Source organism: Candidatus Ichthyocystis sparus (assembly GCF_900078745.1).
GTDB classification, from domain to species: domain Bacteria; phylum Pseudomonadota; class Gammaproteobacteria; order Burkholderiales; family 2013Ark19i; genus Ichthyocystis; species Ichthyocystis sparus.
Genome location: NZ_FKII01000042.1, coordinates 93283 through 118251, shown reverse-complemented (window position 1 = coordinate 118251; position 24969 = coordinate 93283). Strand labels below are relative to the sequence as shown.

At 40.2% G+C, this 24969-nt stretch carries 28 protein-coding genes; 19 read left to right on the top strand and 9 right to left on the bottom strand.

Features of this window, described 5'->3' with window-relative positions; all coding sequences use genetic code 11:
- Genes rsmD through A6733_RS01035 form a run of 5 tightly spaced genes read left to right on the top strand, consistent with a single transcriptional unit; the run spans position 1 to position 5638 of the window.
- A complete protein-coding gene (rsmD, locus tag A6733_RS01055) occupies positions 1–552 on the top strand; it encodes a 16S rRNA (guanine(966)-N(2))-methyltransferase RsmD (protein WP_092402521.1) in 552 nt (183 codons plus the stop codon).
- Positions 553–570: 18 nt separating this feature from the next.
- A complete protein-coding gene (locus A6733_RS01050; protein WP_141663024.1) occupies positions 571–1074 on the top strand; it encodes a dihydrofolate reductase in 504 nt (167 codons plus the stop codon).
- Positions 1075–1078: 4 nt separating this feature from the next.
- Positions 1079–1840, top strand: coding sequence for a hypothetical protein (locus A6733_RS01045; protein ID WP_092402517.1), 762 nt, complete (start codon positions 1079–1081; stop codon positions 1838–1840).
- A gap of 2 nt (positions 1841–1842) precedes the next feature.
- Positions 1843–3657, top strand: a complete 1815-nt coding sequence (locus A6733_RS01040) for a hypothetical protein (protein WP_092402515.1) — start codon at positions 1843–1845, stop codon at positions 3655–3657.
- Positions 3647–5638, top strand: coding sequence for a PP2C family protein-serine/threonine phosphatase (locus A6733_RS01035; protein ID WP_092402512.1), 1992 nt, complete (start codon positions 3647–3649; stop codon positions 5636–5638). The genes A6733_RS01040 and A6733_RS01035 overlap by 11 nt, the downstream gene beginning before the upstream one ends.
- On the opposite strand, the gene A6733_RS09595 is transcribed toward A6733_RS01035, so the two are convergent.
- The 4 genes from A6733_RS09595 to A6733_RS01015 form a co-directional block, all read right to left on the bottom strand.
- Complete coding sequence (locus A6733_RS09595; protein ID WP_176696084.1) at positions 5635–6150, bottom strand: type III secretion system chaperone; 516 nt, start codon at positions 6148–6150, stop codon at positions 5635–5637. The genes A6733_RS01035 and A6733_RS09595 overlap by 4 nt on opposite strands.
- A 170-nt stretch (positions 6151–6320) precedes the next feature.
- Positions 6321–6572, bottom strand: coding sequence for an EscF/YscF/HrpA family type III secretion system needle major subunit (locus A6733_RS01025; protein WP_092402508.1), 252 nt, complete (start codon positions 6570–6572; stop codon positions 6321–6323).
- 65 nt (positions 6573–6637) lie between these two features.
- Positions 6638–6847, bottom strand: coding sequence for a hypothetical protein (locus A6733_RS01020; RefSeq protein ID WP_092402505.1), 210 nt, complete (start codon positions 6845–6847; stop codon positions 6638–6640).
- 5 nt (positions 6848–6852) lie between these two features.
- A complete protein-coding gene (locus tag A6733_RS01015) occupies positions 6853–8280 on the bottom strand; it encodes an FHA domain-containing protein (RefSeq protein WP_092402504.1) in 1428 nt (475 codons plus the stop codon).
- Positions 8281–8385: 105 nt separating this feature from the next.
- Here A6733_RS01015 and A6733_RS01010 point away from each other — a divergent pair, with 105 nt between their 5' ends.
- Positions 8386–8736 carry an STAS domain-containing protein gene (locus tag A6733_RS01010; RefSeq protein WP_242641446.1) on the top strand — a complete coding sequence of 117 codons (351 nt, stop codon included), beginning with the start codon at positions 8386–8388 and terminating at the stop codon, positions 8734–8736.
- A 14-nt stretch (positions 8737–8750) separates the two neighbouring features.
- Here A6733_RS01010 and sctV read toward each other — a convergent pair whose 3' ends face one another.
- From sctV to A6733_RS00985, 5 genes are all read right to left on the bottom strand, one after another.
- Positions 8751–10850 carry a type III secretion system export apparatus subunit SctV gene (sctV, locus tag A6733_RS01005; RefSeq protein WP_175330488.1) on the bottom strand — a complete coding sequence of 700 codons (2100 nt, stop codon included), beginning with the start codon at positions 10848–10850 and terminating at the stop codon, positions 8751–8753.
- Positions 10851–10951: 101 nt separating this feature from the next.
- Positions 10952–11353: a type III secretion apparatus assembly chaperone SctY gene (sctY, locus tag A6733_RS10160; RefSeq protein ID WP_092402498.1), complete on the bottom strand. Its 402-nt coding sequence runs from the start codon at positions 11351–11353 to the stop codon at positions 10952–10954.
- A gap of 23 nt (positions 11354–11376) precedes the next feature.
- Entirely contained in the window at positions 11377–11790 is a 414-nt protein-coding gene (gene sctX, locus A6733_RS00995) for a type III secretion apparatus assembly protein SctX (RefSeq protein WP_092402496.1), read from the bottom strand.
- 78 nt (positions 11791–11868) lie between these two features.
- Complete coding sequence (locus tag A6733_RS00990; protein ID WP_092402494.1) at positions 11869–12249, bottom strand: hypothetical protein; 381 nt, start codon at positions 12247–12249, stop codon at positions 11869–11871.
- A 26-nt stretch (positions 12250–12275) separates the two neighbouring features.
- A complete protein-coding gene (locus A6733_RS00985) occupies positions 12276–13733 on the bottom strand; it encodes a hypothetical protein (protein ID WP_139057432.1) in 1458 nt (485 codons plus the stop codon).
- A 417-nt stretch (positions 13734–14150) separates the two neighbouring features.
- On the opposite strand from A6733_RS00985, the gene A6733_RS00980 reads away from it, so the two are divergent.
- From A6733_RS00980 to sctJ, 13 genes are all read left to right on the top strand, one after another.
- Positions 14151–14564: a hypothetical protein gene (locus tag A6733_RS00980; protein ID WP_092402490.1), complete on the top strand. Its 414-nt coding sequence runs from the start codon at positions 14151–14153 to the stop codon at positions 14562–14564.
- Positions 14565–14629: 65 nt separating this feature from the next.
- Positions 14630–15166, top strand: coding sequence for a hypothetical protein (locus A6733_RS00975; protein ID WP_092411367.1), 537 nt, complete (start codon positions 14630–14632; stop codon positions 15164–15166).
- A 142-nt stretch (positions 15167–15308) separates the two neighbouring features.
- Complete coding sequence (locus A6733_RS00970) at positions 15309–15839, top strand: tetratricopeptide repeat protein (RefSeq protein WP_092402980.1); 531 nt, start codon at positions 15309–15311, stop codon at positions 15837–15839.
- Positions 15840–15847: 8 nt separating this feature from the next.
- A complete protein-coding gene (locus A6733_RS00965; protein WP_092402978.1) occupies positions 15848–17131 on the top strand; it encodes a hypothetical protein in 1284 nt (427 codons plus the stop codon).
- Between the two features lie 39 nt (positions 17132–17170).
- Positions 17171–18190 carry a hypothetical protein gene (locus A6733_RS00960; RefSeq protein ID WP_092460247.1) on the top strand — a complete coding sequence of 340 codons (1020 nt, stop codon included), beginning with the start codon at positions 17171–17173 and terminating at the stop codon, positions 18188–18190.
- Between the two features lie 53 nt (positions 18191–18243).
- Positions 18244–18768, top strand: a complete 525-nt coding sequence (locus A6733_RS00955; RefSeq protein ID WP_092402975.1) for a tetratricopeptide repeat protein — start codon at positions 18244–18246, stop codon at positions 18766–18768.
- A gap of 506 nt (positions 18769–19274) precedes the next feature.
- Complete coding sequence (locus tag A6733_RS00950) at positions 19275–19850, top strand: tetratricopeptide repeat protein (protein ID WP_092402973.1); 576 nt, start codon at positions 19275–19277, stop codon at positions 19848–19850.
- 13 nt (positions 19851–19863) lie between these two features.
- Positions 19864–21237, top strand: coding sequence for a hypothetical protein (locus A6733_RS00945; protein WP_092411363.1), 1374 nt, complete (start codon positions 19864–19866; stop codon positions 21235–21237).
- 55 nt (positions 21238–21292) lie between these two features.
- Positions 21293–22423: a hypothetical protein gene (locus A6733_RS00940; RefSeq protein ID WP_092460245.1), complete on the top strand. Its 1131-nt coding sequence runs from the start codon at positions 21293–21295 to the stop codon at positions 22421–22423.
- A gap of 81 nt (positions 22424–22504) precedes the next feature.
- On the top strand, positions 22505–23065 hold the full coding sequence (locus A6733_RS00935) for a CDC27 family protein (protein WP_092402383.1): 561 nt from the start codon (positions 22505–22507) through the stop codon (positions 23063–23065).
- A 137-nt stretch (positions 23066–23202) separates the two neighbouring features.
- On the top strand, positions 23203–23592 hold the full coding sequence (locus tag A6733_RS00930; protein ID WP_092411156.1) for a hypothetical protein: 390 nt from the start codon (positions 23203–23205) through the stop codon (positions 23590–23592).
- 11 nt (positions 23593–23603) lie between these two features.
- A complete protein-coding gene (gene sctI, locus A6733_RS00925) occupies positions 23604–24077 on the top strand; it encodes a type III secretion system inner rod subunit SctI (RefSeq protein ID WP_092402378.1) in 474 nt (157 codons plus the stop codon).
- A gap of 13 nt (positions 24078–24090) precedes the next feature.
- Positions 24091–24960: a type III secretion system inner membrane ring lipoprotein SctJ gene (gene sctJ / locus A6733_RS00920; protein ID WP_092402375.1), complete on the top strand. Its 870-nt coding sequence runs from the start codon at positions 24091–24093 to the stop codon at positions 24958–24960.
- The last annotated feature ends 9 nt before the right edge of the window (positions 24961–24969 follow it).

Sequence of the window (24969 nt, the reverse complement as noted above, 5' to 3'; positions counted from 1 at the left end):
GTGGGGAGGTTAGTTATTAATGGAGGCAACTGGAAGAGCAGGGTAGTACGTTTTAGTAATGAATCTATAGTGCGGCCCACCCCAATTAGGTTAAGGGAGACGCTTTTTAATTGGTTAGGACATAACCTCTCGGGTTTATATTGCCTGGACTTATTTGCCGGGAGTGGTGTTTTAGCGCTAGAGGCACTATCACGTAATGCTGCTGGAGCTACGTTTGTCGATAACAACCACCATGCTATACTTGGTATATGTCGAGCGGTTAGGGACCTACAAACAGAGAGCAATACTAAGATTTTTAAGAAGGATGCAATTAGTTTTCTACGGGAATTTAAGGACCGTTCTCTTCATTGTGATATCGTTTTTCTCGATCCTCCTTTTGGAATGGACGGTTTGTTGTCAGAGTCTGTTTCTTTGTTAGGGGAAAAGTTGCTTTTGGGTTCGGTCGTTTACATTGAATCATCCAAGTCTGTACGTTTAAGCAGTGTTTGGCGACCTCTTAAGGAGAAGAAAGTGTCGTCTGTTTTCGGTTCCGTCTGGAGCCTATTGGCATAAGGGGTGGTCGTGTTGTCTATGATTGCCTGCTGTAGTCGTAACCGTGTAATTGGCTATAATGGTCAAATTCCTTGGCGCCTTCCTGCTGATTTGTCTTTTTTTAAGAAAAAGACATGGGGCTCTGCTGTTTTGATGGGACGTGTTACCTGGGAGTCGCTGAAAGGGTATCTCTTTCCAGGTAGGGATATGATTGTTGTGACGTCTAGGCATCGCTCGTATCATATTGACGGAGTGACGTTTGTTTCTTCCCCAGAGGATGCGGTCGCTCTAGTAAATGATGCTAAGCCAATGTTTATCATAGGTGGTTCTCGCTTGTATAAATGGGGTCTTTTGTACGCTAGTTATTTATTTTTGACAGAAATTCACGGCGATTATAAAGGTGATACATTTTTCCCAGAGTTAACTTCTGATTGGCAAGAATATTCCCGCGAAGCAGGCGATGCGTCGAATTTTGATTATCAATTTGATTTTGTTTGCTATCGCAACTATTTACCAAAGCCGATTGTTTTCAGAGGGCGGTAAGGTTATGTGGTTTGCGAAAAAGAAAGATTACGATCGTTTTTGGTTCAAGAGTATTTTCCAACTAGCTGGATTTATAGCTGTGTGTATGGTGTTGTTTGCTGCAGCGGTTATTGTTTTTATTTCTGATAATTTTTTCTACCAAGTGCGTATGCACATATTCGACAACTATATTAACATATCAAAGCTTATCAGGGAGGAGAGTTTTTTTTTGCAGTCTATATCAGATTCTCATGCTGATAAAAAAAGTATCTTTGAGCGAGTGCTAGTTAATAGCCAAAGTGAATTGTCACCATATTTGTACAATGGTGAGATATTCAAAATATATCCATCTAGCAAAGAAGCTAAGACTTTTTTAAGTCTTAATCCTGTTGAGGTTGGTAGATATGTGTCTCCAGAATGGTTAGAAGCAGCATTTCGTAGTATCTACCTACAGACCTATGTTTGGCGGACTATTTCATCGCATCATCTTGTTGTAGGCATGCCTGTTTTAAGCTCTGTAAGTCATGTAGACACAAATACTCACATGGCTATTTCATGGATTATTCCCGATTACCATTTTTCATTATATTGGTTTCGGTTGGGTGTAGTTTTTGCAATATTAATATTTATATCTTCTATAATTTTTTTGTTTATTTTTGTTCCATATATCAGAAATGTTCATGAGCCTGATATGGCTATTGTGGAAAGGGGTCAAGATCGTTTCGATGCAGCATGGCGCAGACTTAGGAAAGCGCAAGTGTCTCTCCTGCACTTGGAGGATGATTAATTATGAGAGTGTCACGTGTTACTGTGTACATCTTTTTAATTTCATTGCTAGTTACGAGTTTTTTGTTCAAGTACCTTTTCGTGGTTTTGACACCTGTTTCTAACCGTATTGTTGAAACACAGAGGGATCTACTTTTTAGACAAGTAATTAGGTCATCTGAAATGATACTTAATGAAAATGGTGGAGAAGGTATGTTGAAGGCATACCTTAATAGACTTAAAAAACTTGCTACAAATGATCTTGTTAATGTAGAGATAGAAGATGAAGGCCACCATATTATTTGGTCGGCAATAAAAGGTGAATCCAAATACTATAAACTGGCTAAGCTACAAGTTTCTGGTAGCGCTTCTTCACCTCATAAGGAGTATTTTCTTAAAATATACTTCTCAACTGAGAATGATGTTTTCTCTGTGCCGTGGCTCGTATTAAGTGTAGTACTTTTTCTCGGGTTTTTTGTTCTGTATGAGTTAGTTCTGAGTTTGATTAATTCAGGTTTATGCTTGAGCCGATGGTGCTATCAACGCAACCTTTATTTTTGGTCTCAGGGAGATTTTTCTCAATTAGCTTTTGTGCCTGCCAGATATTCTGATCAATCAACTCAGCAACAAATGTTTTTAGTACAATCAATAAATGAAATTTTTTCATTTTTGCAAAGACGCTGCCATGTTTTGCAAAATAGCACGGGTTCATCAGAGATAGTGGATGCTTGTCATCAGTTACTTGATGATGCAAAGTCCCAGGATAAGCTAACATCAAGATGTATTACGATGCTAACGGCATGGGCACCAATGACAGAGCTAAGATGGATGACTCTGCTTTTGTCTTGTCAATTAAGCATAATGTTGGAGTTAAATCTAAATTCTTTATTTTTAGTATTGTTTCTAATTATTTTATTTTTATCTTTAGGTTCAGTGGTAGCTAATACGGTAACTTATAGGTATTCCCGTCGCTTTGTAGGATTTTTGTCTTTGGGGCTGTCCTGGATAGGAGTACTGTTATTTTGGAAGTATCATACTATAGGTACTACCGTAGCGGCATTTGCAGTTGGACTTTTTTGCCATTCTCTTTCTTTGGTTCCTGACAGTCAAAAGGAAATTTTTAAGTACATTATTCCACACAATGAGACGTTGAATTGGCCTATCAAGTATCTTTTGGGTGGGTTTTTCATTCCTGTGCCCTTGTTTTATGTCCTCTTGGAACGTGTGTCTCATGATAACTTGAGCTTTTTCCCTGCGGTGTTGCTATTTGTTACATCATTTTTTTTGTGGAGATATGTTCACCGTAATCCTGTTTGGCGCTACTCTATGGTTCCTGCCAAAAGCTATACTAGCTTTTTTCATGCAAGCCCCCCCTTGATTGTTTTGTTTTTTTGTTTTGCAGGTGGTGGGTTAAGCTGGATCTTGTTCTACCAGACATCTCATTTTCTATCAGTATGGTTTATTGTTTTAGCTTGTCTAGTAAGTTTTTTCTCATATCTTAATAATAATCTTATTCTTAGGCGCTTGTTATTTTCTATTTTGGGAATATTTCTTCTTTGTATTCCTATTTTATCTGGATTTTGGGTAAATTTTTTGTCTCGTGATGCTCAGATTTTCACTTTAAGCCTTATTACCAGCATGTTTATAGATGTGTCATACAATCATGATAATTTGATGAGCAATCTTTATTCTCTTAGGTCAGTTTTTGCCATACTATTTGGCGGGATTTTCTTTTATTTGGTGAATACGTGGAATAGTTTGAGTTTGTCACTAGCTATATTTTCTGTGTTTGGTGGGGTACTATTGTATCAGTACTGGGAAAAGTTCCATGATAATTAAGAATAACTTTATTTTCCGTATAACTATTGCCATAATTATCTTGTACATAGCTAGTTCCATAATATTCCACTGGCAAGTAAGTAATCACATTAGAGACAATAACTTACAAATTTTGTCAATTCAGTCGCGCGCATGGAAGCGCATAGAGGAAAGAGCTTTTCGTTATATGGGCCACATACTAGACAGTTTGGTCCATGAAAACACTTCCTTGCCTTTATCAGATAAACCCCAAATTTTTACTGGTGCATATTATGGTGATCAAAAGGTCTATTATTGGCGTACAAATTATTCAAGCTTGTCTAAATATTTTTTGTTGGGAGAAAGAGAATTTCAAACTTTTAGATCAAAGAAGGTTTGTGGATTGTTTCCAGATCGTAAAATTCATATGGCATGGCTTTGTTCTTATCCAACAAAGGCAGGACTGATAGTAGATTTTAAATTTATTTCTGAGGACTTAAAATTTATCTCTACCATACTTGGATTTTCTTCCGCTGTAGTTGATACGAGAAACCACTTGCTGGAGGGAGAATTTTTCAATTTGGATATTTCTAGTGTCAGCCATTCATATCCAACATCTTTTGATTCCCACAATAATGGGCATCACTATTTATTTTTGACACAACCACTTTTGGATATGCACTCATCACATTTGGCAACTCTTGTTTCTAGGGTTGACCAAACAGAGTTTTATACCAAAATAAGGCAGGAATACTTCGCATTTTTTATACTCTTAGGAATTTTGCTTGGAGTTACTTGGTTTTGGTTGATCTTGAGTATAAATGATGGTTTATCTTGGTTGACCAATGTTTATGGTCTTCTCTCCTCACTATCACGAGGAGAGGTTATTCCCCCTATATCTGGCGATTTGCTCGCCCATGATAGTGAATCAAGCCAATTCTTTCAGCTAATTTACGAGCTTAGGGAGAATCGTCTAAGGTACGACATGTTTTTGCAAGAGCGTGATCGTGTTACGGAAAAGCGAGCACGTTTGGTTAGAAGACAACTGGAGATTTTGGCTCAAACCCTGGACCATGAATCCGAAGAGCAAATTATTCAGGAGTTGGGGAGAACGCAGCAAAGAGGGCATAGTAAGAGTGCTTCTGGCGGTGGTTTTTTTTCTGATTTCGCTAGTTTTACCGCTCTTTTTAAAAAATTGACCAACATGGTTGTTGATCAGCAAAGCCGTCTACGTGTATTACTCAAACAGCTCCAGGTTGCTCTTATAAATGAGGCTCAGTTTCGTGCTTTACAGCAAGAGTTAGATATTGCTAGAAGTATTCAGGAAGCAAAATTGCCTAAAGATCCGCCATCGTTTAAGGAAATAGACCTGTTTGCCAAAATGATACCGTTTAGTGATGTCGGGGGGGATTTTTACGACTACTTTGAGCTTGGCAATTCATCCTTGTGTTTTGTCGTGGCCGATGTGTCAGGTAAAGGTATACCTGCAGCCCTTTTTATGGTTATTACACGTACCCTCCTTCGGGGGCTTGCAACACAAAATAGACCACTAGATGAAGTCGTCGATCAACTAAATGATTTGTTATGTTCTGATAATACTCAAGCTATGTTTGTTACCCTTTTTTGCGGGATGCTTGACATAACCACTGGGCGCCTGTCCTATGTTAACTGCGGACATCCATCACCCGTTTTAATCAACAACAAAGGGTCTGCCGATTTCTTAAAAACAGAAAAGAATATGGCGTTGGCTGTGATCGAGGGTTTTCGCAACAAGTGCCAAAGCTTCCAATTATTTCCCGGAGATGTGCTGTTTATTTACACTGATGGACTATCCGAATCACATTCTAAGGACGGTACGCTGTTCTACGGAGCTGATCGCCTGAAGACGCTCATGAGCGGCCAGCCTACAGTGTCATCAGCACAACATTACGCAGAGCTGGCGTTCAACGACATAGAAGAATTCTCAGGAATGCTTGCAGAGGGAGACGACACCACCTGCCTTGTAATAAGGTACCTAGGCTAGCCTCGTATAGCACCCATTCGCGCTGCAGGTGGTGTGGGCCTAGTAGCCCCAGTGTGCGACGACTGCGGGTCGCTTCTGTCGTAACCACCCCCAAGCTCTGGTTCTTCCAAGCTTTCCAGGCCTCTCTCCAGCCGTCCTCGCCAGCGTTCTACTTGATCTAGAAATTGCTCCAGGACTCCACTCAAGTACTGCGCAGTAGCAATCTTGAGGTCAACGCGCTTCCACAGTATGATTTCGTGATGTAGCTCATCCCACGCGAAACTGGCACCGCCAGTCTCGTTTCCATAAGCGTTGAGAGCCATAAGCTTGCGGCAGACCACGTCAGACACTGGTCCATCTAGATCCATTACCTTGGAATACAGGTGTATGACACCATCAACCGCGGAGTATTCTAAATTAACGGAGAAGCTTTTGTCAGCAATCAGAGCAGCCACACCCTGATCGTTGAGTTTAAGACTGGGTAATTTCAATAGCTCGCCAAGTTCAGTTATTAGGTTCTGAGCATCTTCCATAGTGTTCATTTGAGCACCTTTCCTACTTAATGTATCCCATGATCCCATTATCAGACAGACGCTTGTAGTGGGAGACTGAGAAGACGATAAGCACCTTTGTACTTCTTATTAATGGTATATCAGTACATGTTACATGTTTTTGTAGTTTTGCATGATAAAAATTTTTTCAATTACATTCTCTGTATAATAGCTTTAAACAAATCACTAATATCCTTTATTATAGCACTGGTGGTTTCTATAACAACTGTCCACGTTTGTATGTACATTTGAAGCGATAACATATCTATTGCTGAAGGGTCTGGTTTGGAGCCAATTTTTTTTATCATCTCTCTAAGGCGAGCGTCTGAAGCCTCTATGGCATATGACATAAGGGATGCTGCGTCCTCAAATCCTAGTGCGGATGTGCCAAACGGGTTTTGCATGACTGCTCCTTTTATTATTAATTAAATTTATCTATGTCTTACCGAAGCCTTATTAGTAGTTCCTACTACGACATCCTGTCTAAGAAAGAAATAGCTGAACAAACTGCCTTCAGGCAAGACGTATAGGACTCAAAGTCAGACTTTTTTGTTCCTTCTTTGATAACTTTCTCTAATCTCTTACGTGACTCAGCCAGCGTGTTACTATATTGTTCTAATTTTTTGCTCTTTTTGTTGCCAAGCTCTTTTCCAAAGTCAGTTAGTTTTGTATTTTCCATAGTTTCTACCTTCTCAGAACCAATTTCTGAGGTCCGTCAAGGACTATTTCGTTGTCATTAATTTCTGCCAAGCGGAAATTCCCAATATTACCGCCGACCATAACACGTTTTCCTCCTTCAGTGATGATATACTTGTTGGCCCCATTGACAACTCCATAGATACCATACGCACCATAGTCCTTTGTGCTTTTGTATATAGCGTTGGCATACTTTTCTTTATCTGTATGCGCTTCTTTTTGATTAGATGTTTGGTTATCCGGTGTTTCAACTATATTGGCTGATACAGAAACTAGAGATTTGTATTTCTTACCGAACTCACTTAATAGTTGGTCCCACACGTGCATGGATGAAGAATTTAGTGATCCCCTAACCTGTATGGTGTTGTTATAGTACTGAAAAGACAGTGATCCCAGTCCCCTTCTTATGGCCTCTTTCTTAAGTTCGGATGATATATCTGATCCAGATTTGATATCTCCATAATCTACAGATGATACTCCTGTGACGCTAGTTTCTACCGTAGTGCCAACTCCAGCTATTTCACTATTCGATCCGAATCCACTTAAACTTACTACACCTTTTAAAGATACGTTCTTGAGGTGGATATTGGGGAATTTGTCTTTTAAAATTTCTTGCACGCTCTCTGCAATTTCAGATACCACGAATACACGCAGCAAAACTTGTCGCGATAAAGATGATAGTTTGCGTTCGATTTTATGTACATCAGATCTATCTGGCACATATCCTTTAATAACTATTTTTTGTGAATCACTTCGTTCAATATGTATGTTAAACCGTGAGAATTCATATGCAAGAATTATTTTAACGCTTGCTTCTAGCTTCTCCAGTTTACTCATGGCTTTTTGATAGCTGCTGACCCTCTTGCTGTTAGAGAGTACGAAGTGTGATCCTATCAGGCACAGCACTACCGTAAGAAATACTATTAGCATTACAAGTGCTTTAGAGCGATTTTTCTTATTTACAACAGTTTCCGTAGTGCTACTGATTTTAATGACATCGTTTGCTGTATCGCCCGCAGCACTCCCACTTAACACAGTGTCTTCTATATTGTCATAATCATCGTCATCATCTTCGTCTTCATTGGGTGACGGAGATGCTTGATATTGCTTTGTCTGTTCGGGAGATGGTATTTCTTGCGGCCAAATTTGGCTAGACAAGGCTACACTTATTGGAACTACACCAAGCCAAAATACATCACCTGGGGATAGGGTAACTGGGAATGCTTTATCAGTTAGCTTTATAGACCAAGTTGATTTATCTATTGTTACAACTGCTGCCTCTGGTAGCATCCCAGGGTCACTGAGAACAATGTCACATTCAGGGGCAGAGCCTATTGTAATTGAACCAGACGCAGTCATTTTTGCACCGGCATGAATGCCAGCTAATATTCTGATTTCATGAGACATCTTTTCCATAATCCGTTCCGAGTTTCATTTCATCGCTGGTTCGAGCGTTTTTCTTTATTTCTCGACCCGCATAATGTATATTACTTCCTTTTGCTTACAGTGGTGGAGGTTCCCGTGAGTTGGACTGAGGGTATTGAGGATGGAGTTTATGTAATCCACCTCGCCGATCGCTTGGATGGCGCCTCTGCTTCTGATTTTGAGAGAGTTGTTACTCTTGTTTCAGAAGGGCAACACACTAAGGTGGTTCTTGATATGTCTGGTCTTGTATACATTAGCTCTGCTGGTTTACGAGTGGTTCTTTTGCTTGGCAAAAAAGTACGTTCCATGAAAGGTGTTTTGGTCCTGTCTTCTCTATCTAGCATGGTTCGCGAGATATTTGATGTTAGTGGGTTCTTGTCCCTTTTCCCCGTAGCAGATAGTCTTGAAAAAGCCAAAAAAATCTTTGAAGAAGAAGGTGAAGACTAAAGTTATATTATCCATTACATTTCTATACGTCCAAGAGGTTGTATTGTTACGTCTTGCGTTAGTTCTTGATACGAAAGTACTGGTATCTCATACAGATCTTGCTCTATCAATTTTCTGATATACCTACGAATGTCCATAGACGTTAGTAAAATTGGCTTTTTCGCAACGTTTTGTACGTCCCCAATTGTCTTTTTAATATTTGCTACCAGGCGCTTACTTGACTGTGGGTCTAGTGCTAAGTAGCTACCAGCTGATGTTTGTCTAATAGCGTTTCTTACCATATCCTCCACCGTTGGCGAAAAAAGGTAAGCTGGAAGAGAATTCTTTTCTTGAGCAAATTTATGGCTAATTTGTCGTTTTAATGCAGTTCTTACGTACTCTGTGAGTAAAACGGAATCTTTTTCTTTTTGTCCCCACTCGATTAGTGCCTCAACTACTGTACGAATGTTTCTAATTGAAATGTCTTCCGATACAAGTCTTTGTAAAATTTCAGCTATTTTTTGAATCGGCATGACCCTCATCATCTCTTTGATAAGGTCAGGGAATTTTGATTCCATGGATGTTAGTAGAGCCTTGCTTTCTTGAATCCCAATGAAGTCAGTAGCGTATTTTTTCAAAATAGTAGCTAAGTGGTAAGTCAAAATTTGAGTTATTCGCATGCATGTGATACTAGCTTGGGTCAGTGTGGGTTCAAGCTCCTCTCGAACCCAAATTGTTGCAATTCCGCCCAAAAAGCTCTCTCCTTCAACAAAATCTATATTTAAAGTTTGAAGGGTCTGTTTCGATTCACGAACCAATACATGCCGCGGCTTAAGTTTTCCACGAGAAATGGGGACTTCATTGAGTTGTATTATATATGTTTCACTAGGTAATCTGTCTGTATAACGTAATTGTATCCCAGGGAAGGGGACGCCCAAATCCAAGTACAATGCCCTTCTTATTTTTATCAATTCTTCGTTTAGTATATCTGTGCTAAATGTTTGATCTAAATCATTTGATACTTCCAATATAAGCGGAACGGTGGGAGAAAATTCGCGATCATCTTCGGCCTTTCCATCTGCAGATTTAGCGGCACCAGCAGCCGCTTTTCCTGCATCTTTTTGTTCTCTGGTTTTTTGTGCTTTTACCACCTCATCTTTACGAGTTAATAAGATGTATCCAATAGAACCTATTACAACCGCTATTACGAAAAACACAGTCGCTGGCATGCCTGGTACCAAACCTAGTCCAAGCATTATAGCTGAGCCAATTAGAAGAGCCTTAGGTTGAGCAAATATTTGTTCTCCTATGTCTTTACCCACGTTGCTCGGTCCACCATCCACAGACGATACCCGAGTTACAATCATACCTGCACAAATCGAGATAAAGAGAGCTGGAATTTGGCTTATTAGACCATCACCTATGGATAATACTGAGTAGGCACGCATGGCTTCACCTGCTGTTAGGTCTTTTTGCAGCATCCCTATAATTATGCCGCCTATCAAGTTAACAGCTACTATTATTAGCCCAGCAATTGCATCTCCCTTAACGAATTTCATGGCACCATCCATGGCACCGTACAATTGGCTTTCTTTTTCTACCATAAAGCGGCGTTTCTTGGCTTCTTCCATATTTATAGCGCCAGCACGCATATCGCCGTCAATTGACATTTGTTTTCCAGGCATAGCATCTAAAGAGAAACGTGCAGCTACTTCTGAAACCCTTTCAGCACCCTTAGTAATAACTATAAATTGCACTACAGTAAGAATTAAGAAAACAACAAGGCCAACGACCAAATTACCACCAACTACAAAGAAGCCGAATGTATAAATAATGTGCCCAGCATCACCGTTAAGAAGGATTAAACGAGTGGTTGCAATTGAAATACCTAGACGAAATAAAGTAGTTATAAGTAGTACAGACGGAAAAGATGAAAATGCCAATGGATTTGGCAAATACAAAGATACCATTAACAGTATTGCTGCGATACTCATGTTCATTGCAATGAGCACGTCGACCAGAGAAGTAGGCAACGGAATGATCATCATGAAGACAACCATAACAATAGCCGCTGCCACGACTAAATCGTTTCGCTTAGTTGCGGAAGAAACGAGTCTTATTAGCAATTGCTGCATAGAGCTTCCTGAAAGCAATTTAATTTATTATTAGAGCACATGTTTTTCGATGTTAAACGAAAACAAATACAACCCAGAAATAGCCAGGTTAGCCGATAGCACTAAGGTTTTTCCCCACTAACAGCATTTTCCATGGCCTGTTTTTGTTTCATTTTTATACGAACATACTGCTTATAGTGTCTTCGGGATTCATCTACATTACCAACCTCTTGCAAAACTTGAGCCATTAGCAAGTAATATTCCGGACTAGTCCATCCTCTTTTTTTAAGCTCATGCATGATCCTTAATGCATTTTTAGACTTTTTACAGCGAAGTTGTGCATATGCTAATAGTGGTAAAATAGACAAATCTCGTGGTCGTGATGTGTGAACCCCGACCAGAAGATCTTTTGCTTGATTAAACTTTCCATAGTGTAAGTATTGGTAGCTTAGCAAAAGCATCGTATCCCGTTCATCTTTTGACAGATGAGTAGATTTTTTATTTGCATCCTTTTGGTTGTCCATTGATACCAATTTTTAGCGAGCTGTTATACGGAAATTAACGAATTTCTTGAGTTTGACATTAATTCACGCAGAGCCATTTCCTCAATAAGGACATGAACTGCTTTGTGAAAATTCTTATTGCTAGTTTCCTTTGCTAGCTGACGAAAACATTCATCGGCTGCCTGCATATGCATTAAGAATACGTCGGTTAAAAATAGTTTGTCATTGTTTATCTTAGGCTCCAAGGATTTTAGAGTTTGCTCTGCCAAATATCCTTTGAAATCTAATGCTGTTCCTGCATACGGATCTAATAATTTGTCAGGAGGAAATATTCTCAAATCTTCAGGAATATCAACAGTTTCATCCGTTAAAATATTTTCCTTATGATGATCAACTGACAAAAGACCATAATCGAACGAGAGAAGTTTTGGTCCCGTTGAGTTTAGCTGATTGTCCATTTTTCCTCCTCCTATGTCCGATATCATAAAAGAAGGCTATTAATTTTTTTTAAAGTACGTGGTGGTAAATGGGTATTTCTAGCTAATTATTACCGTTAAGAATCTTTGCAAACTAATAATACAATCGTCTATTACATCAATAGAAGCCTTTTGAGGAGAAATTCTCATTATTGCAACCAGCCATTCTTGGTTGTTTATTTCAGACATGCTTACAGCCAGTCCAGTCATACTTCTCTGGCGTCGCATATCTACTGAAACTAGAGCTTTTTCTTTTTTCTCTGTGTCAAAATATATAGCAGGGGCTGCATAGAAAGGAATCACATGAACACGGTCACTATCAAGCCCAAATATCCATCCACGTGAAGTATCCTCCAGTTGAAACGCTGAACCACCTATGTCATCTGGTAGTTCCATATCTATATACCTTTGGTATTCAGCTATCGCTGCTTCTGGTGACAAAGCACGCCCCCTCTTGTATTAGCCGACTACTGGGATTTTACTCGTCGTTTCTCTGATTGCAAGAAATCAACCGACTCTACAGTGGTCATGTCAGTATCTAAGGTCTCTTCCGTGTCAATGAGAGAGTCCATGACCACAATTGCCTCATCAATGGTTTTTACCCTGCTTTCATCACCGTCAGGCATCATTTCTGCAGGTACCTCGCGAACACCACTTAGCATTGCATTCATAAAACATATAGCCAAACGTGTTTTGGAAAGACTGGCCTTGTCTGCTTCGTTGTTAGGATCATACACTTTGTGCCTAGTTAAGATTTGACTGTAATGGTTGCTGGTAACCCAGGCTTCCGTACTCAAGAGAACACATTCATCTGTCATGGTAGCTTGAGAAATTTCAAATCCGTGCTGTTTTTTCATGAGGGCCGTATGTTCCTTGCATGATTCATACACATTGCGGGTAGCGGCCAGGATCTTGAAATCTCTAAGCATTAAAGTTAGGTTGGTGGATCCTATGGATGGTTGCGAGCTATTCATGTCTGCTGATATTGCTTTTACCACCTCACTAAAGCCAGATTGAATGTTATCCAACCCAAATCGTTGCCTAACCATCAAGTATAGGGAGCGAAGAGATGAGTTTTGCAAGGCTTCCTCATGCAGTGCCTGCATTCCAGTTTCAGTATCTGGGGAATATGAGTCTGCTAGATTGGAGTAAACAGATTGAAAAGTTTTTACCCCAGATTTAAGAGACTCCTGATCTTTTTTATCTAAATTAGAACTTTTTATCGATTCTGCAAAGCTACGCGCCGCTGATGCTACGTTAAATTTAGCGCGGATAGTTTGTCCATGTTCCAAACGTAGCTCACGTAGTTGTTCCATGAGACTGGAAATATTACTTTTTAGCTCACGTATTTTACTCTCAGGAGTATTAGGGTCACTCTCCGCCTCCTTAAGGGCACGTTCAGCAAAGTTTAAGGAAAACTGAAGTGCCATATCCTGTGAAACCTCGTCATCTGGGTATTCCATTTCTGCCATTTGACGAGCACCCTTAGGCCTTTTAGATAGCTTTTTGGAAAATAGCATTAGGCCCGATAGATCAGACAGGGTAACTTCCGAGTATTTTTGAGCTTCAGTTTCTGATAGTTCCTCAGGGCGTTCCCCCTCAATCTCAAACTTACGTTCCTTGAGCGAGCGCACCCGCTTTGTTAGGGTTGATGCTGCCATGGACAACTCCTCAACCCCTGCTGAGGAAGTTGCCATATCTATGTAAGACAAATTAGCTACAAACTTTTGTGAGTTAAAGGTGCGAGTTGAGTGCATATGCTGAGCAATAGGGTTGCTTCTACGGGTTCGTTCATTTCTTATGCCACTAAGGTCACGATCCTCTGATGCCAGATCTTCTGACCCTTGCTGAGAGCCTCCTTGGGGAAATTTCAAGGCCTGAGTGGACACCGTCCTTGCTATACGACCAATCTGAGAAGGACCCATTGTCTTTTTCTCCTTTACTGTTGCCATCCTAATTTGTTTCTTTCCTACTGCACACAAGATGGTGCCTACCAATTCTATGTCCATGTGAGAAATTTGTCGTGTAACAAATTCCCTCTCATGGTAATTACTAATAGTAAATACACCACAAGTAGTGGTTTTTTGTTGTTGTATTAAGTTCGTCAGAGTTTATATATAAAATAACCAACATTGTTTGTTATGTCATATATAAATTAGATTATTTCGTTATGCTATGCTGCTTTACACTATCGTTATGTTTTATCCGTTATTTGATTTGCGTATGTAAAAATATTATGGGCGTCATTGAATTGATTTTTTTTTTAAATTTTTCAGGTAGGATCCATTCTTGTTATTCAGTTTGAGTCTAGACGTCTTCGGGATGTCTCGGAAAAGGGTGTTATGTCAGCCGATATATTAGAGATAGCGCGGGAAATTAAAAAAAGGGAGAGGCTGGTTAATCGAGCCCGTGAGATTGTTGAGGAAAATAAAAAGAATCTGGAGCTGGCCCTTCAAGCAGAAGGTGTTAGTATGGAGTTTCTGGATATTGCACAAAAACATCTTACTGATAAAGAGCGTGATACTATTCAGAAGATGTACGATGTTATCCAGAAGGAGATCTCCCGAATGGCAGAGGAAAAAGCTGATTCTTCTCCGGTTTCTAATCAGGAACAAAATGGAGAAAAAGATATTGTCACTGATGCTGATAAGGATGTGTCCGTTGCTGAAGTTCCTGTGGATGTTGCTCTTAAGGGAGGATTCGCTGCTGCAGGAGACAAGAAGGTGCGTAAAAAGAAGAAGAAGGACTGGATTTAGCTATTTTAGCTATACTACACTGTTTTGCATTTGATTTTAGGCGTTAAACGTAACGGAGGTTAGGAATGCCTACGAGTGATCCATGGTATGTTTCTTACAATTTTTCTTATCAGACACCACAAATTCAGGCTCTATTTGCACAAGGTCCAGGGGACATTGCTATGCAGGTGCTGATCCTGCTTGTTGGTACTATGAGCATGAAAAACCAAAATGATACAGTTAGTTTGCAGCTTTTGGAGATGGATAAGAAAAACAAGAGGCTAGCGCTTTTGAATAAAACTCTAGGTGATTTGCAGAGCTATAAGGCTACTTTTCCTCCTGATACAACTCCAGATAAGTCGGTTCTTCCTCTGCCTCAAGATATCGTTGATGATTTGACTGCATTAGGGCAGGATCCGACTAAGGTTACTAATTATGGTGAGCTGTTAGGAGCAATTGAAAAGGTTCGTGCCGCTATTGACCAGCTTAATTCTCTCAGCCAGCAAGACGCAACGCGCTTGCAGATGGGTGTTAACCAGTCTCAAGTTTATTCTGACATGACCACTAACTCCATGCAGACCTTCTTTAACTCCCTCAAGGCTATCGTTCGTAACCTTGTTTAGTTTAGTGTTACTGGTATGTTATTACTTATCAGGAATGTTATTACTTATCAGGAACAAACTGAGCTTATAGCAGACAAAAATACGTAGGCAAGCTTTTTGTGAGCTACGGGTGCTTAGAAGAATAAATATAAAGAGAGTTACCATGCATGGTTCTAGTGGGGATACGAAAAGTGACGAGTCGTTGTTTCATGATTTTAATCTATTGTTGTCGCATATTTTTAGTGGTGGTACCATGGCGGAATGGGAGGGTCGTTCGCCAGAGGCAATTAAAATAATTCATTATAATGCCATAAAACTTTACAATTCTGGGAACTATGATGATGCCCATATTTTGTTTCATGAGCTTGTTCGCCTAAATCATAGCAATTATGAATTTATGTTTAGCTTGGCTGCTTGTTTGCAAAAGAAAAAAAGATATGCTAACGCGGCAAATGTATATTTATCATCAATTATGCTTAACGAGGGTGACACTAATTTAGAACCATCGTTTCGTATTGCAGAGTGCCTTATTGCATCAAATTCACATTTGGATGAGGCTGAAAGATATTTGGAGCATGTAATTAAACATTGTCCTGATGAAGGTGAATTATCAGAGTTTGGTCCTATTGCAAAAGCAAAGTTGAAGCTTCTTAAAAAGAAGGGCGCTCAAAAGGAAAAAAATAAACAAAATTGAGGTGCTATATGCAATCTAATGTTAATTCAACTGGTTCTAACAGCACTTCTACTGTTTCTAGTAATAATGATGTTGTATCTGAATCTGCAGAATCTGAGCAAGCAAAGCAGGATAGGGCCGCTGAAGACATAAATGTAACCAAGGTTTTGAGGGCTGCTGCATCTGATACACAGGTGACTAATGATGCTGCCCAGAATGCCGTGAGAGCGCTTGGGGAAATTATAAACAAAAAGTCACCTTTTGATTCTTATGGGCCAGCAAAGCTAAAAATGCCATCTGGATATGAATATTTGGAAAACATGTCTCCAGAAGATGCGATGGTGGCAGTTAATAATGCTAGTTCTGAGATTATAGATAAGGCTATACAAGCTTCTGTAACACGGCTAAAAGGAAGCCAGCACGATTATAAAGTACTACATGATAGAAACATGCAAAAATTAGAAGAGTACATAGAAGAAGGAAGTTCTAGTATAGGAGATTTAATCCTAAAAATATTGTTTTTTTTAGTAATGATAGTAATAGCAGCAATTGCCATTGCTGCTGCTGTGCTTGTTCCTAGTCCAGCAACAATAATAGCTGCAATTTCTGCCATTATGGGCTTAATTAATTCAGGGCTATCGATAGCGAGTCAAGTGTCAGGTGAGGATATAACCTTTTCTGGCATGTTAAGACAAATGGCTGAAGGTATCAAAGTTTCATTAGTTAAAGATGGTATGGATTCAGAAAAGGCGGAGGGTGTTGCTAAAGCTATAGCTGGTACTACTGGTATTGTTACTGGGATGTTTTTAGGTGATCCCAAGGTTTTGTCTATGTACTTTGAGGGTATAGCTCAGAGTATGGGTATGACACAGTCTGGAGCTCAAATTTTTGGCATGATTATGTCGTTTATAGTGATGATAGCTTTGATGGGTGTAACTATGAACGCTGGTGGTGCTATTTCTTCTACCGCCACTAGTGTATCAGCAGCTACTACCTATTTAGGTTCTGTTGATGATGTTTCTAAGTTTGCTCAGATGAGTGCTGATATTTCACAAATTGCTCAAGTAGGGTTGCAAGTTGGTCAAGCCGGATATGCTATGTATCAGGCAAAAACTCAGTATGACAAGGCAAAAATTAAAGCAGATCTTACCAAGATGAGGGGTTTTTTAAACGCGATGAGGGATAGTCGTAAAAGAGAACAGGACATGATGAAGCAACTAATTACTCACATGGCCGAGATGCAAGAGTTAACTAATCAAACTATTCAGAGTGCTTTGAAGTCTTCTGGGGTGGCATTTCGTAACATGGTTTGAACTTACACTAACAATGCAGTTAGGGAGAGTGAGGATTATATGAATATAAATGCAAATGTCGGTGCTACACCTGATACCACTATAGATCCAGCACAAAAACCGTCCAATAAAGAGCTTGAAGAATTAATGGCTGAACTGGCTAAGATCATGTCCGGGAATTCTGACTCCAAGACTGGTTCCACTGCAGGTGGAGTGGCCGATTCTAAAAATGTGGGAATCACATCAATTGTTGAAAGTGGTTCGAGTGTTAACATAGCCGCAGCTGCTAGTCAATCAATGGGACTACCGGCTGAGCCGGTAGTGGCAAGTGATAGCAACGCCATATCAGATCTTACCTTAGGTTTTTCCAATGAGCAAAACTTCCAGGCACTTCTTGCTCAGGTTATGTCTGTTCTTATTGAATCCTCCGCTGAGGAATCAGCGAGCAACTGGAATGAACGAGCCTTAAACTCGCAAGAGGCCCTTCAGCATAGTATATCAGCTTCAGATCATATGCTTGAGGGGGCAAAATCAGCTTTTGTTGCTTCTATGGTAGCTTCTGGTGTAAGCATGGCTGCTGGCCTTGGAAGTATGGGGATGTCTGTGAAATCCATGCATTCTAGCACTAAGGCTGCTGACTTGAAATCTCAGGCTTCAGCTTTGCAGAATCCGGAGATGGCAGGTCTTGCAACAGCTAGTGGTTCGAATACGGTTAATGCTGCAGATGCGGTAGCTGAGACCGGTTTGGGCTCAGTTGATGCTACGAAAAAAGCTTTGTTAGACAAAGCATTGCTTAAAGAGCAGGAAGCGCAAAAGCTTTCTTTGGGAGCTGATGCCTTAGGCAGGACGGGTATGCCTTTAGGAAATGCCATTTCAGCTGTTGGCCAATTCCAGAATGCGCAATTTTCTGCAAAGCAAGCTAAGGAAGAAGCTCTTGGTCAAGTTGATCAGAATGAGGCAGGCATGGCTGCTGATTGGCAAAGTCGTATGAGCGAAGTTCGTACTCATATTCTGCAAGTTTTGCAAGAGGCAAGTCGTGCCAGTACGCAGTCACAATCATCTGCTTTTCGTAATACCTAGTTTTGCGGTAAAAATAGTAATGATAATGATAATTATAAATTAAGAGGTGATTAATGGGTAACGAGGTATCTCAAATTTACGCTCATGTTGATGAACTTGAAGATGTAGGTAAGAAAGCAATTTCGGATGATTCTGCAGAGATGATTTACTCTATTGCTCTTAATTTCTGGCGCAATAAGAAGTTTGATAAGGCAGAAGGCACGTATTCTTTTTTATTGACCATGAGGCCTCGTAACCATAAGTATTTGATGGGTGCAGCTCGTTGTTGTTACGATATGGGTGATTATAGGAGGGCTTTGGCGCTATATAGCTATGCGGGAGTGTGTGGTGCTGATTCTGCTACTTCTATGTTACGCATTGGCCAGTGCTATGTGATGTTAGGGGAAATTGGAACGGCTCGGGCCATGTTTAATTATGTGGTACGGTCTTCGCAGATTGATTCATCTTTTGTCGATGAGGATGTTTTGCAGCAAGCTGAAGCCTTGTTTTCTATTTTGTCTGATAAATCAAGTGCTGAATCAAATAATTCCTCTGAAGATACTAACTCTGCTGAAAGCATAAAACGCACAAAGGAGTAAAATTTTGGTCAAGAAACTTTGTTTGGCCAAGAAAATTGGATCTCATGAATAACTTTTTTTGTAGGTGCTCGTGCAGTAATTTTTAACTTAGCCCCGAAAGGGGCTTTTTTGTTATCAGGGTAAACACTTACAGCGTACACTAATTGCATAAAAATATTTGTTAATCTAATGAAAAAACATTCAAGAGCACATCTGATAGATTACACGCCAACGTATGATAATTACTTATATTTATCATCAGTCAAATTTACACATCACATTTTCTTTCATAATGGAATTTCTCTAGGTAATTATTTGCATATGAAAATTAGATAAATATTGCTACCTTGTAGTAGTAAATTTTTCCTCAATTACTCCTGACAGTAGAGAAACACTAAAGGGTATTGTTCTATTGTTTATTGGTAGGACGTCAACCATATTTATGATGTGCTATGGTAGATCTTCAAGGTAAGTTATAGATCTTTGGAGTGTTACCGTAGATATCTTGAATAAGAAGGGAGATTGTCGTGCGGGAGAAAGATTACTTAAATAGAGATGATGATTCAGAATCCGTCGTTAGCGGTTCTGAGCATGAAGGTCACGAGAGCGATACCGACGACGATGTTATGTCTCTGATTAATCATATCTTCGGCGGAGGTACTGTATCTTCCTTTGAAGGTCGTTCCAAAGAATCATTAGATGCCATGCATTTTGTAGCTTTGAAAATGTATAACAGTGGTAGATATAGTGAAGCCCATCCAATATTTCATGAATTGGTTAGATTAAAACACACCGAGCAAGAGTATATGTTTGGGTTGGCTGCTTGCCTTCACAAAATGGGACACTACATTAGTGCAGCTAATGTTTATTTATCAGCTTTGCTTTTGGATCTTGATGCAGACAATTTTGAGATTTATTTTCATATGGCTCAGTGTTTGATTTCTGCTGGTAAATCTTTAGAGCAAGCTAAGGAATATTTGGAGTACGTAGTTGATAGAGCTCCGCAAGATGGTGAATTAGGAAAACTTCGTTCAGTTGCCGAAGCGCAGTTGAAGCTGTTTAACAGAAACAATAAGCAGAGTTCTGTAAAGAGTAGTATCTAGTTAGGAGAAAGTAATGGACGTTACATCCACTGCCGAATTTGGTGCTAACAATGCAAGTGCTATCTCAGCCTCTGCTCCTGCTAATGGTAGCGGCCGTGATGATCGTGGCAGGCGCAATAATGATAGTAGAAGAGATAGTTCCACCGGCTCAGGTGGTGACAGTTCTTCTGCAGTTGGCAGCAGTGCGGTGACTGCTTCAATTGCCCCAGCCGTTTCATCTACGCCAGATGATGGTGTTCGTAATGATGACAGGGGTGGCGGGGGCGGTGGGCTGTATGAGAATAGCAAAGCAGATCGGGATGCTACTAATGCATTGGCTGCTGTTGGTGATTTGTTTGGTGAGGGTTTGACTTCGGGTCCTAATGGAATTAATATCCCGGACTATTTGGGTTGGCTAGAAAATTTGGATGTGTCTGCTTTGATTATTATGGTTAGTTCCGCCACCAATAAGCAGATGACACAGCGCATGCAGGAAGTTAATACTGCTATTAAAGGACAGGCAGAGGATTTGGAGAAATTGCATAAAGAGAATATTGAAAATATTGTAAAAGCTACTGAAGCCTCTAAGGCGGCGAACAACCCAATGAATATTTTTATGAGATTTCTTATGGCAGTAGTTATGCTTGTCTTAGCGGCGCTGGCTGTTTTGGCGTGTGTGGTTGCTCCATCTCCTGCCACGGTTATATGTGCTGTTGCTGCTGTATTGGCTTTAGTGAACTCTTTTTTGTCTATTGCAAGTTCATTTAGTCACAAGGATGTGACTTTAGGTGGTTTATTTGCGAAGCTGGCTAGTGTTATAAAGGCAGCTTTGATCAAAAGTGGTATGGATAAAGATCATGCTAAAGCTGTTGGTGATTCTTTGGCTGGCGTTGTCGGGATATTTACTGGTGCTTTTTTGGGTGATCCAAGTATTTTGGGTCGATTCTTTGAAGGTTCTGCTGAAGCATGCGGGATGAAAGCTAGTGCTGCGGCCATTTTTGCGATGGTGATGACCATAGTGGTTATGATTGTGATGATGGTGGTTTTCTTTAGAGCTGGAGCTGTTAAAGGGCTGTCTACAATTGCCGATAAGCTAGGGGGTGTTGTTAGATTGAAGAATATGGTAGAGGCTGTTGAGCATGCTGTTACTGGTTTTTCTTCTGCTGCGCAGGGTACTAGTTCCGCTTACACAATATATCAATCTGAGGAAACGTACAAATATCTTAAAGCGCAGGCACTAGTTGATATGGTTAGGGCTTTTATTGCTGAGGTTCGTGGTTTACAGGCCAACAGCAACAATGATTTTAGGGAGTGTGTTAGTACAATGAAGAAAGTTACGGAAACAGCTAATACTACGGTTAAGAGTTTCTGTGCAGCTAAGGATGCGGCCTTTGTACGGATGGTATAGGCAATTGCATTGAATATAGTTGTTTAAATTAATAAATCTGAAAGTGAGGGGAACAATGTATAATCAAGGGGATGGTTTGGTAGAGCATCATCATACGGCGAGTGGGGATTGTACTACGACTAGGGATGAAGGTTCAGTCGAAGATTCTAGTGGTCAGAGCACTTCTGGTGCCACTAAAACTGCCGGTTCAGGTAGTGGTGCTACTTCTACTTCTTCTGCCGCTGCTCCTGCTTCTTCTGCACCTGCCGCTGCCTCTGCTGCTGCCGCCGCTGCCTCTGCTGCTGCTGCCGCCGCCGCTGCTACTTCTTCTCCTCCTCCTACTGCTTTGACTGTGGTGATGGAAAAAGCTTTTGGAGAAGATTGGGGCGCTAAATTTGGTAGTGGTTTTGCTGATGGTCTTTTAGGCACTCCCAAGGATCCCGATCGTGATGATGATATTTTGGGTCGTTTTGGTGAGGTTGAGGATTTTTTTACGTTACGAGACGGGGGGAGTTTTTTGGCTATTCTTGCTGCAGTGTTGATGATGTTGGCTAAATCCTCCGGTCAGGAGGCTGCTAATGAGCGTATAGTAAAGATTAAAGAGCTTTTGAATAGTTTGACAGAGAATTTGGATGCTTCTAAGGCTTTGTCAGAAGGTGCCAATCAGGCCCTCGTTGCCGGAATTGTTGCTGGTGTCATAGGATTAGTTGGGGCAGGCGCGGGTATGGGCGGTAGCTTCTATGCTTCTAGGCTGAAGTCCAAGTCAGGTGATATGGCTACTGAATTGGAAAGTCTTAGTAGTTCTGAGGCAGCTGAGTTAATGCGTGTTGATATGCCAGGTGGTAATGGTAATGATATGCAGACAATGGATGCAGCTCAAATGCTGCAGGCCCAGAAGTCTGATTTGACAACCAGAATAGCTGCAATTGATAAGAAAGCTGCTACAGCTACTACCGTCAGTGAAGGTGTAGGGCGTATTTCAGGATCTGCTTCTGGTATGGGCAATACTGCCTCCACAATGGAATTAACTAAGGCTCAAGCTACTCAAGCGCATAGTCAAGCACTTGCTTCTCAGCAAGGTCAGACTTTTGGTATTGAGGATGATTGGCAAAAGGGTTTGATTCAACTTAGGGATATGGTTTTGGGTGTGATTGGTGAAGCTAGTCGTTCTATGGCACAGGCCAATTCTTCTGCTTTCAGGTCATAAGTAGTGCGAGGTAAAAGATGAGGTTGTGTTAACACATAACTTTTTGTTTGGGTTTGCTTTTTATTACTGAGAGGTGCTTTTATGGACGACTTGACCCGATGGTTTGAGGAAGAGAAGAAGCGCTTGGACGAGATTTCTTCCATGGTCAATTTGAGCGACGGCGCGGTTGAGGTTTTGTATTCTATAGCACTTAATTTTTGGAGAAACAATCAGTTACAAAAAGCAGCCGATACCTACTCTTTGGTTTTTATGGCTCGTCCCCATAATCCTAAGTACCTTGATGCTATGGCACGCTGTCGTTACGACATGGGTGACTATGAAAGAGCAAAGGTTTTGTATAGTTATGCAGGTACCTTAGGTGAGAGTCCGGCTACGTATTTGTTGCGTGTAGCACAGTGTCATTTAATGATGGGAAATTTAGAGCAAGCCTATCAAATGATCCAATACGTTGTTGAAGGTGCTAAAGTTGATCCGTCTTTTGTGCCTAAGGAATTGCTTCATCAGGCTAAATCCATGCTTGAGCTGTTAGATATTGAACGTAACAAGGAGTTAGGCGTAAAGTCAGGTGGTAAGAAGTCAATGGGTAAAAAAACTTCTTCTGTTCCTAAGCGTTTAGTTAAGAAGGCTTCCGGTAAGATATGATAGCTTTGTCATTGCTGAGGAGACTAAATAGTCTCCTTTTTTATTTTATATAAGCATTTTGCTCTTCGGGTAATTAACCAGTACTTCCTTTTTTATGACATATAATTAGTTCAATTCCAAAAACAATCTTGATAAAAATGAATAATAAAGTGCTTAACAAAGAAGAAATACACATTTTGGCAGAGGTTGCTTTTGCTGCCCTTGATTGGGGAGAGCCTCGTGTCGCTGAGGTTATTTTTTCAGCTTTACGTTTCGTTAATCCCCAGGAGCCCGGTGTTTATATCGGCTGGGCCCTTTCTTTTTTGCAGCAGAATAGGCACGAATTAGCATTGGATGTGTTACAAAAAGATGCAGTTATGGCAGGAGCAAATAATGAAGAAGTAGAATTATTTACTGCTATGACATTGAGACAGGTGGGGTTGGTAGTAGATAGTACTCAGCGGTTACAAAGATTAAAAAAGGATGCTTCTATACCATCTGTAAAGAATGTAGCTCTTATGGTTTCTCAGGTAAATTTTCCTTTATAAGGACGGATGATATGCCAGTTGATATGTTATCTTTAAATGTGGATCGTTCTAATTTTAATGCCGGTAAAAATAATAACGCTGATAATTCATCAGTTGTTAGTAGTCAGGATATACAGCGCTTTCAAGAAGCTTTAAAGAACTTTTCAGCCACAGCAGCAAATTCTGATATGGTAGCTAATAATGTTAATGTTGCAGCGGCTGCAGCCGAGTCTATGGGTGTAGGTGAAGCATATGACAAACGCAAAAAATCTATAGTTGAGAAATTATCAGAAGATATACAAGAAAGTATTGCTTATGGCAGTGATCAGTTTCAAAGTCTATACCATCATATTGCTGGAATACCATCTGCAGACAAATTAGCACGTGGTACGACAATGTTATCTGTTCAGTTAGAATTGATGCGTGCTACAGTGATTGTTGACATTGTAACTAAAATCGCTAACAAAGCAGCAACAACAGTTGACTCCATGATACGTTTGCAATAATTTAGGAAATGTCATGTTCGGTTTTTGTTTGTGCACATCTTATAATAATGATGGATTCCGTTTTCGTGCGCTATGGCCGAAATGCCGTGTGTTTTTTTGTGTGCTTTTTTCTATTTTTCTTGCTGGATGTGGCGGAAACGTAGAGATTGTTTCAAATATACCTGAAAGAGATGCAAACGAGGTTTTGTCTGCTCTTTTGGATTCCGGTATTGAAGCCACGAAAAGCTTAAATAAGGATGGTTTAGCAACCGTATACATTGATTCGTCTAAAGTTTCTACCGCCATTAATATTCTAAGATCCAGGGGACTGCCTAGGTTTGATTATCGTGGTCTTGGCGATGTATTTAAGAAGGATGGGATGATATCTTCTCCCATGGAGGAGAAAGCAAGGCTATTGTTCGCCCTCTCTGAGGAATTATCAGAAACTCTGTCGCATATTGATGGAGTGGTTTTTTCTCGTGTCCACTTGGTTTTGCCTGACCATGATCCTTTTACAGATACTACTATTGTGTCATCAGCTGCTGTTTTTATAAAATATCAGAAAGAATATAATATAGACATCTTAATTCCGCAGATTAAAAAATTGGTGGCCCGTAGTATTCCTGGTCTTACAGAAGATAGGGTTACTGTTGTTTTGATACCTGCTGAAGAATATACGACGCCTGATGTAAAACAACAACGCCTTGATTCTATTAATCCTGACAAATCCCAAATGTCTATTGGTAGTGATTTATCATTTGCGGTTATAGGAATATTTGTTGCAATAGTTCTATTTTTGGCGATAGGGTACTACCTAATTTGGACAAATAGGATATCTTTGCCTGTCAAGATTCCTGGTATTAATACAGATAATAGCGAAAAATCTAATAATCGGAAGTCATAGTCGAGGTTA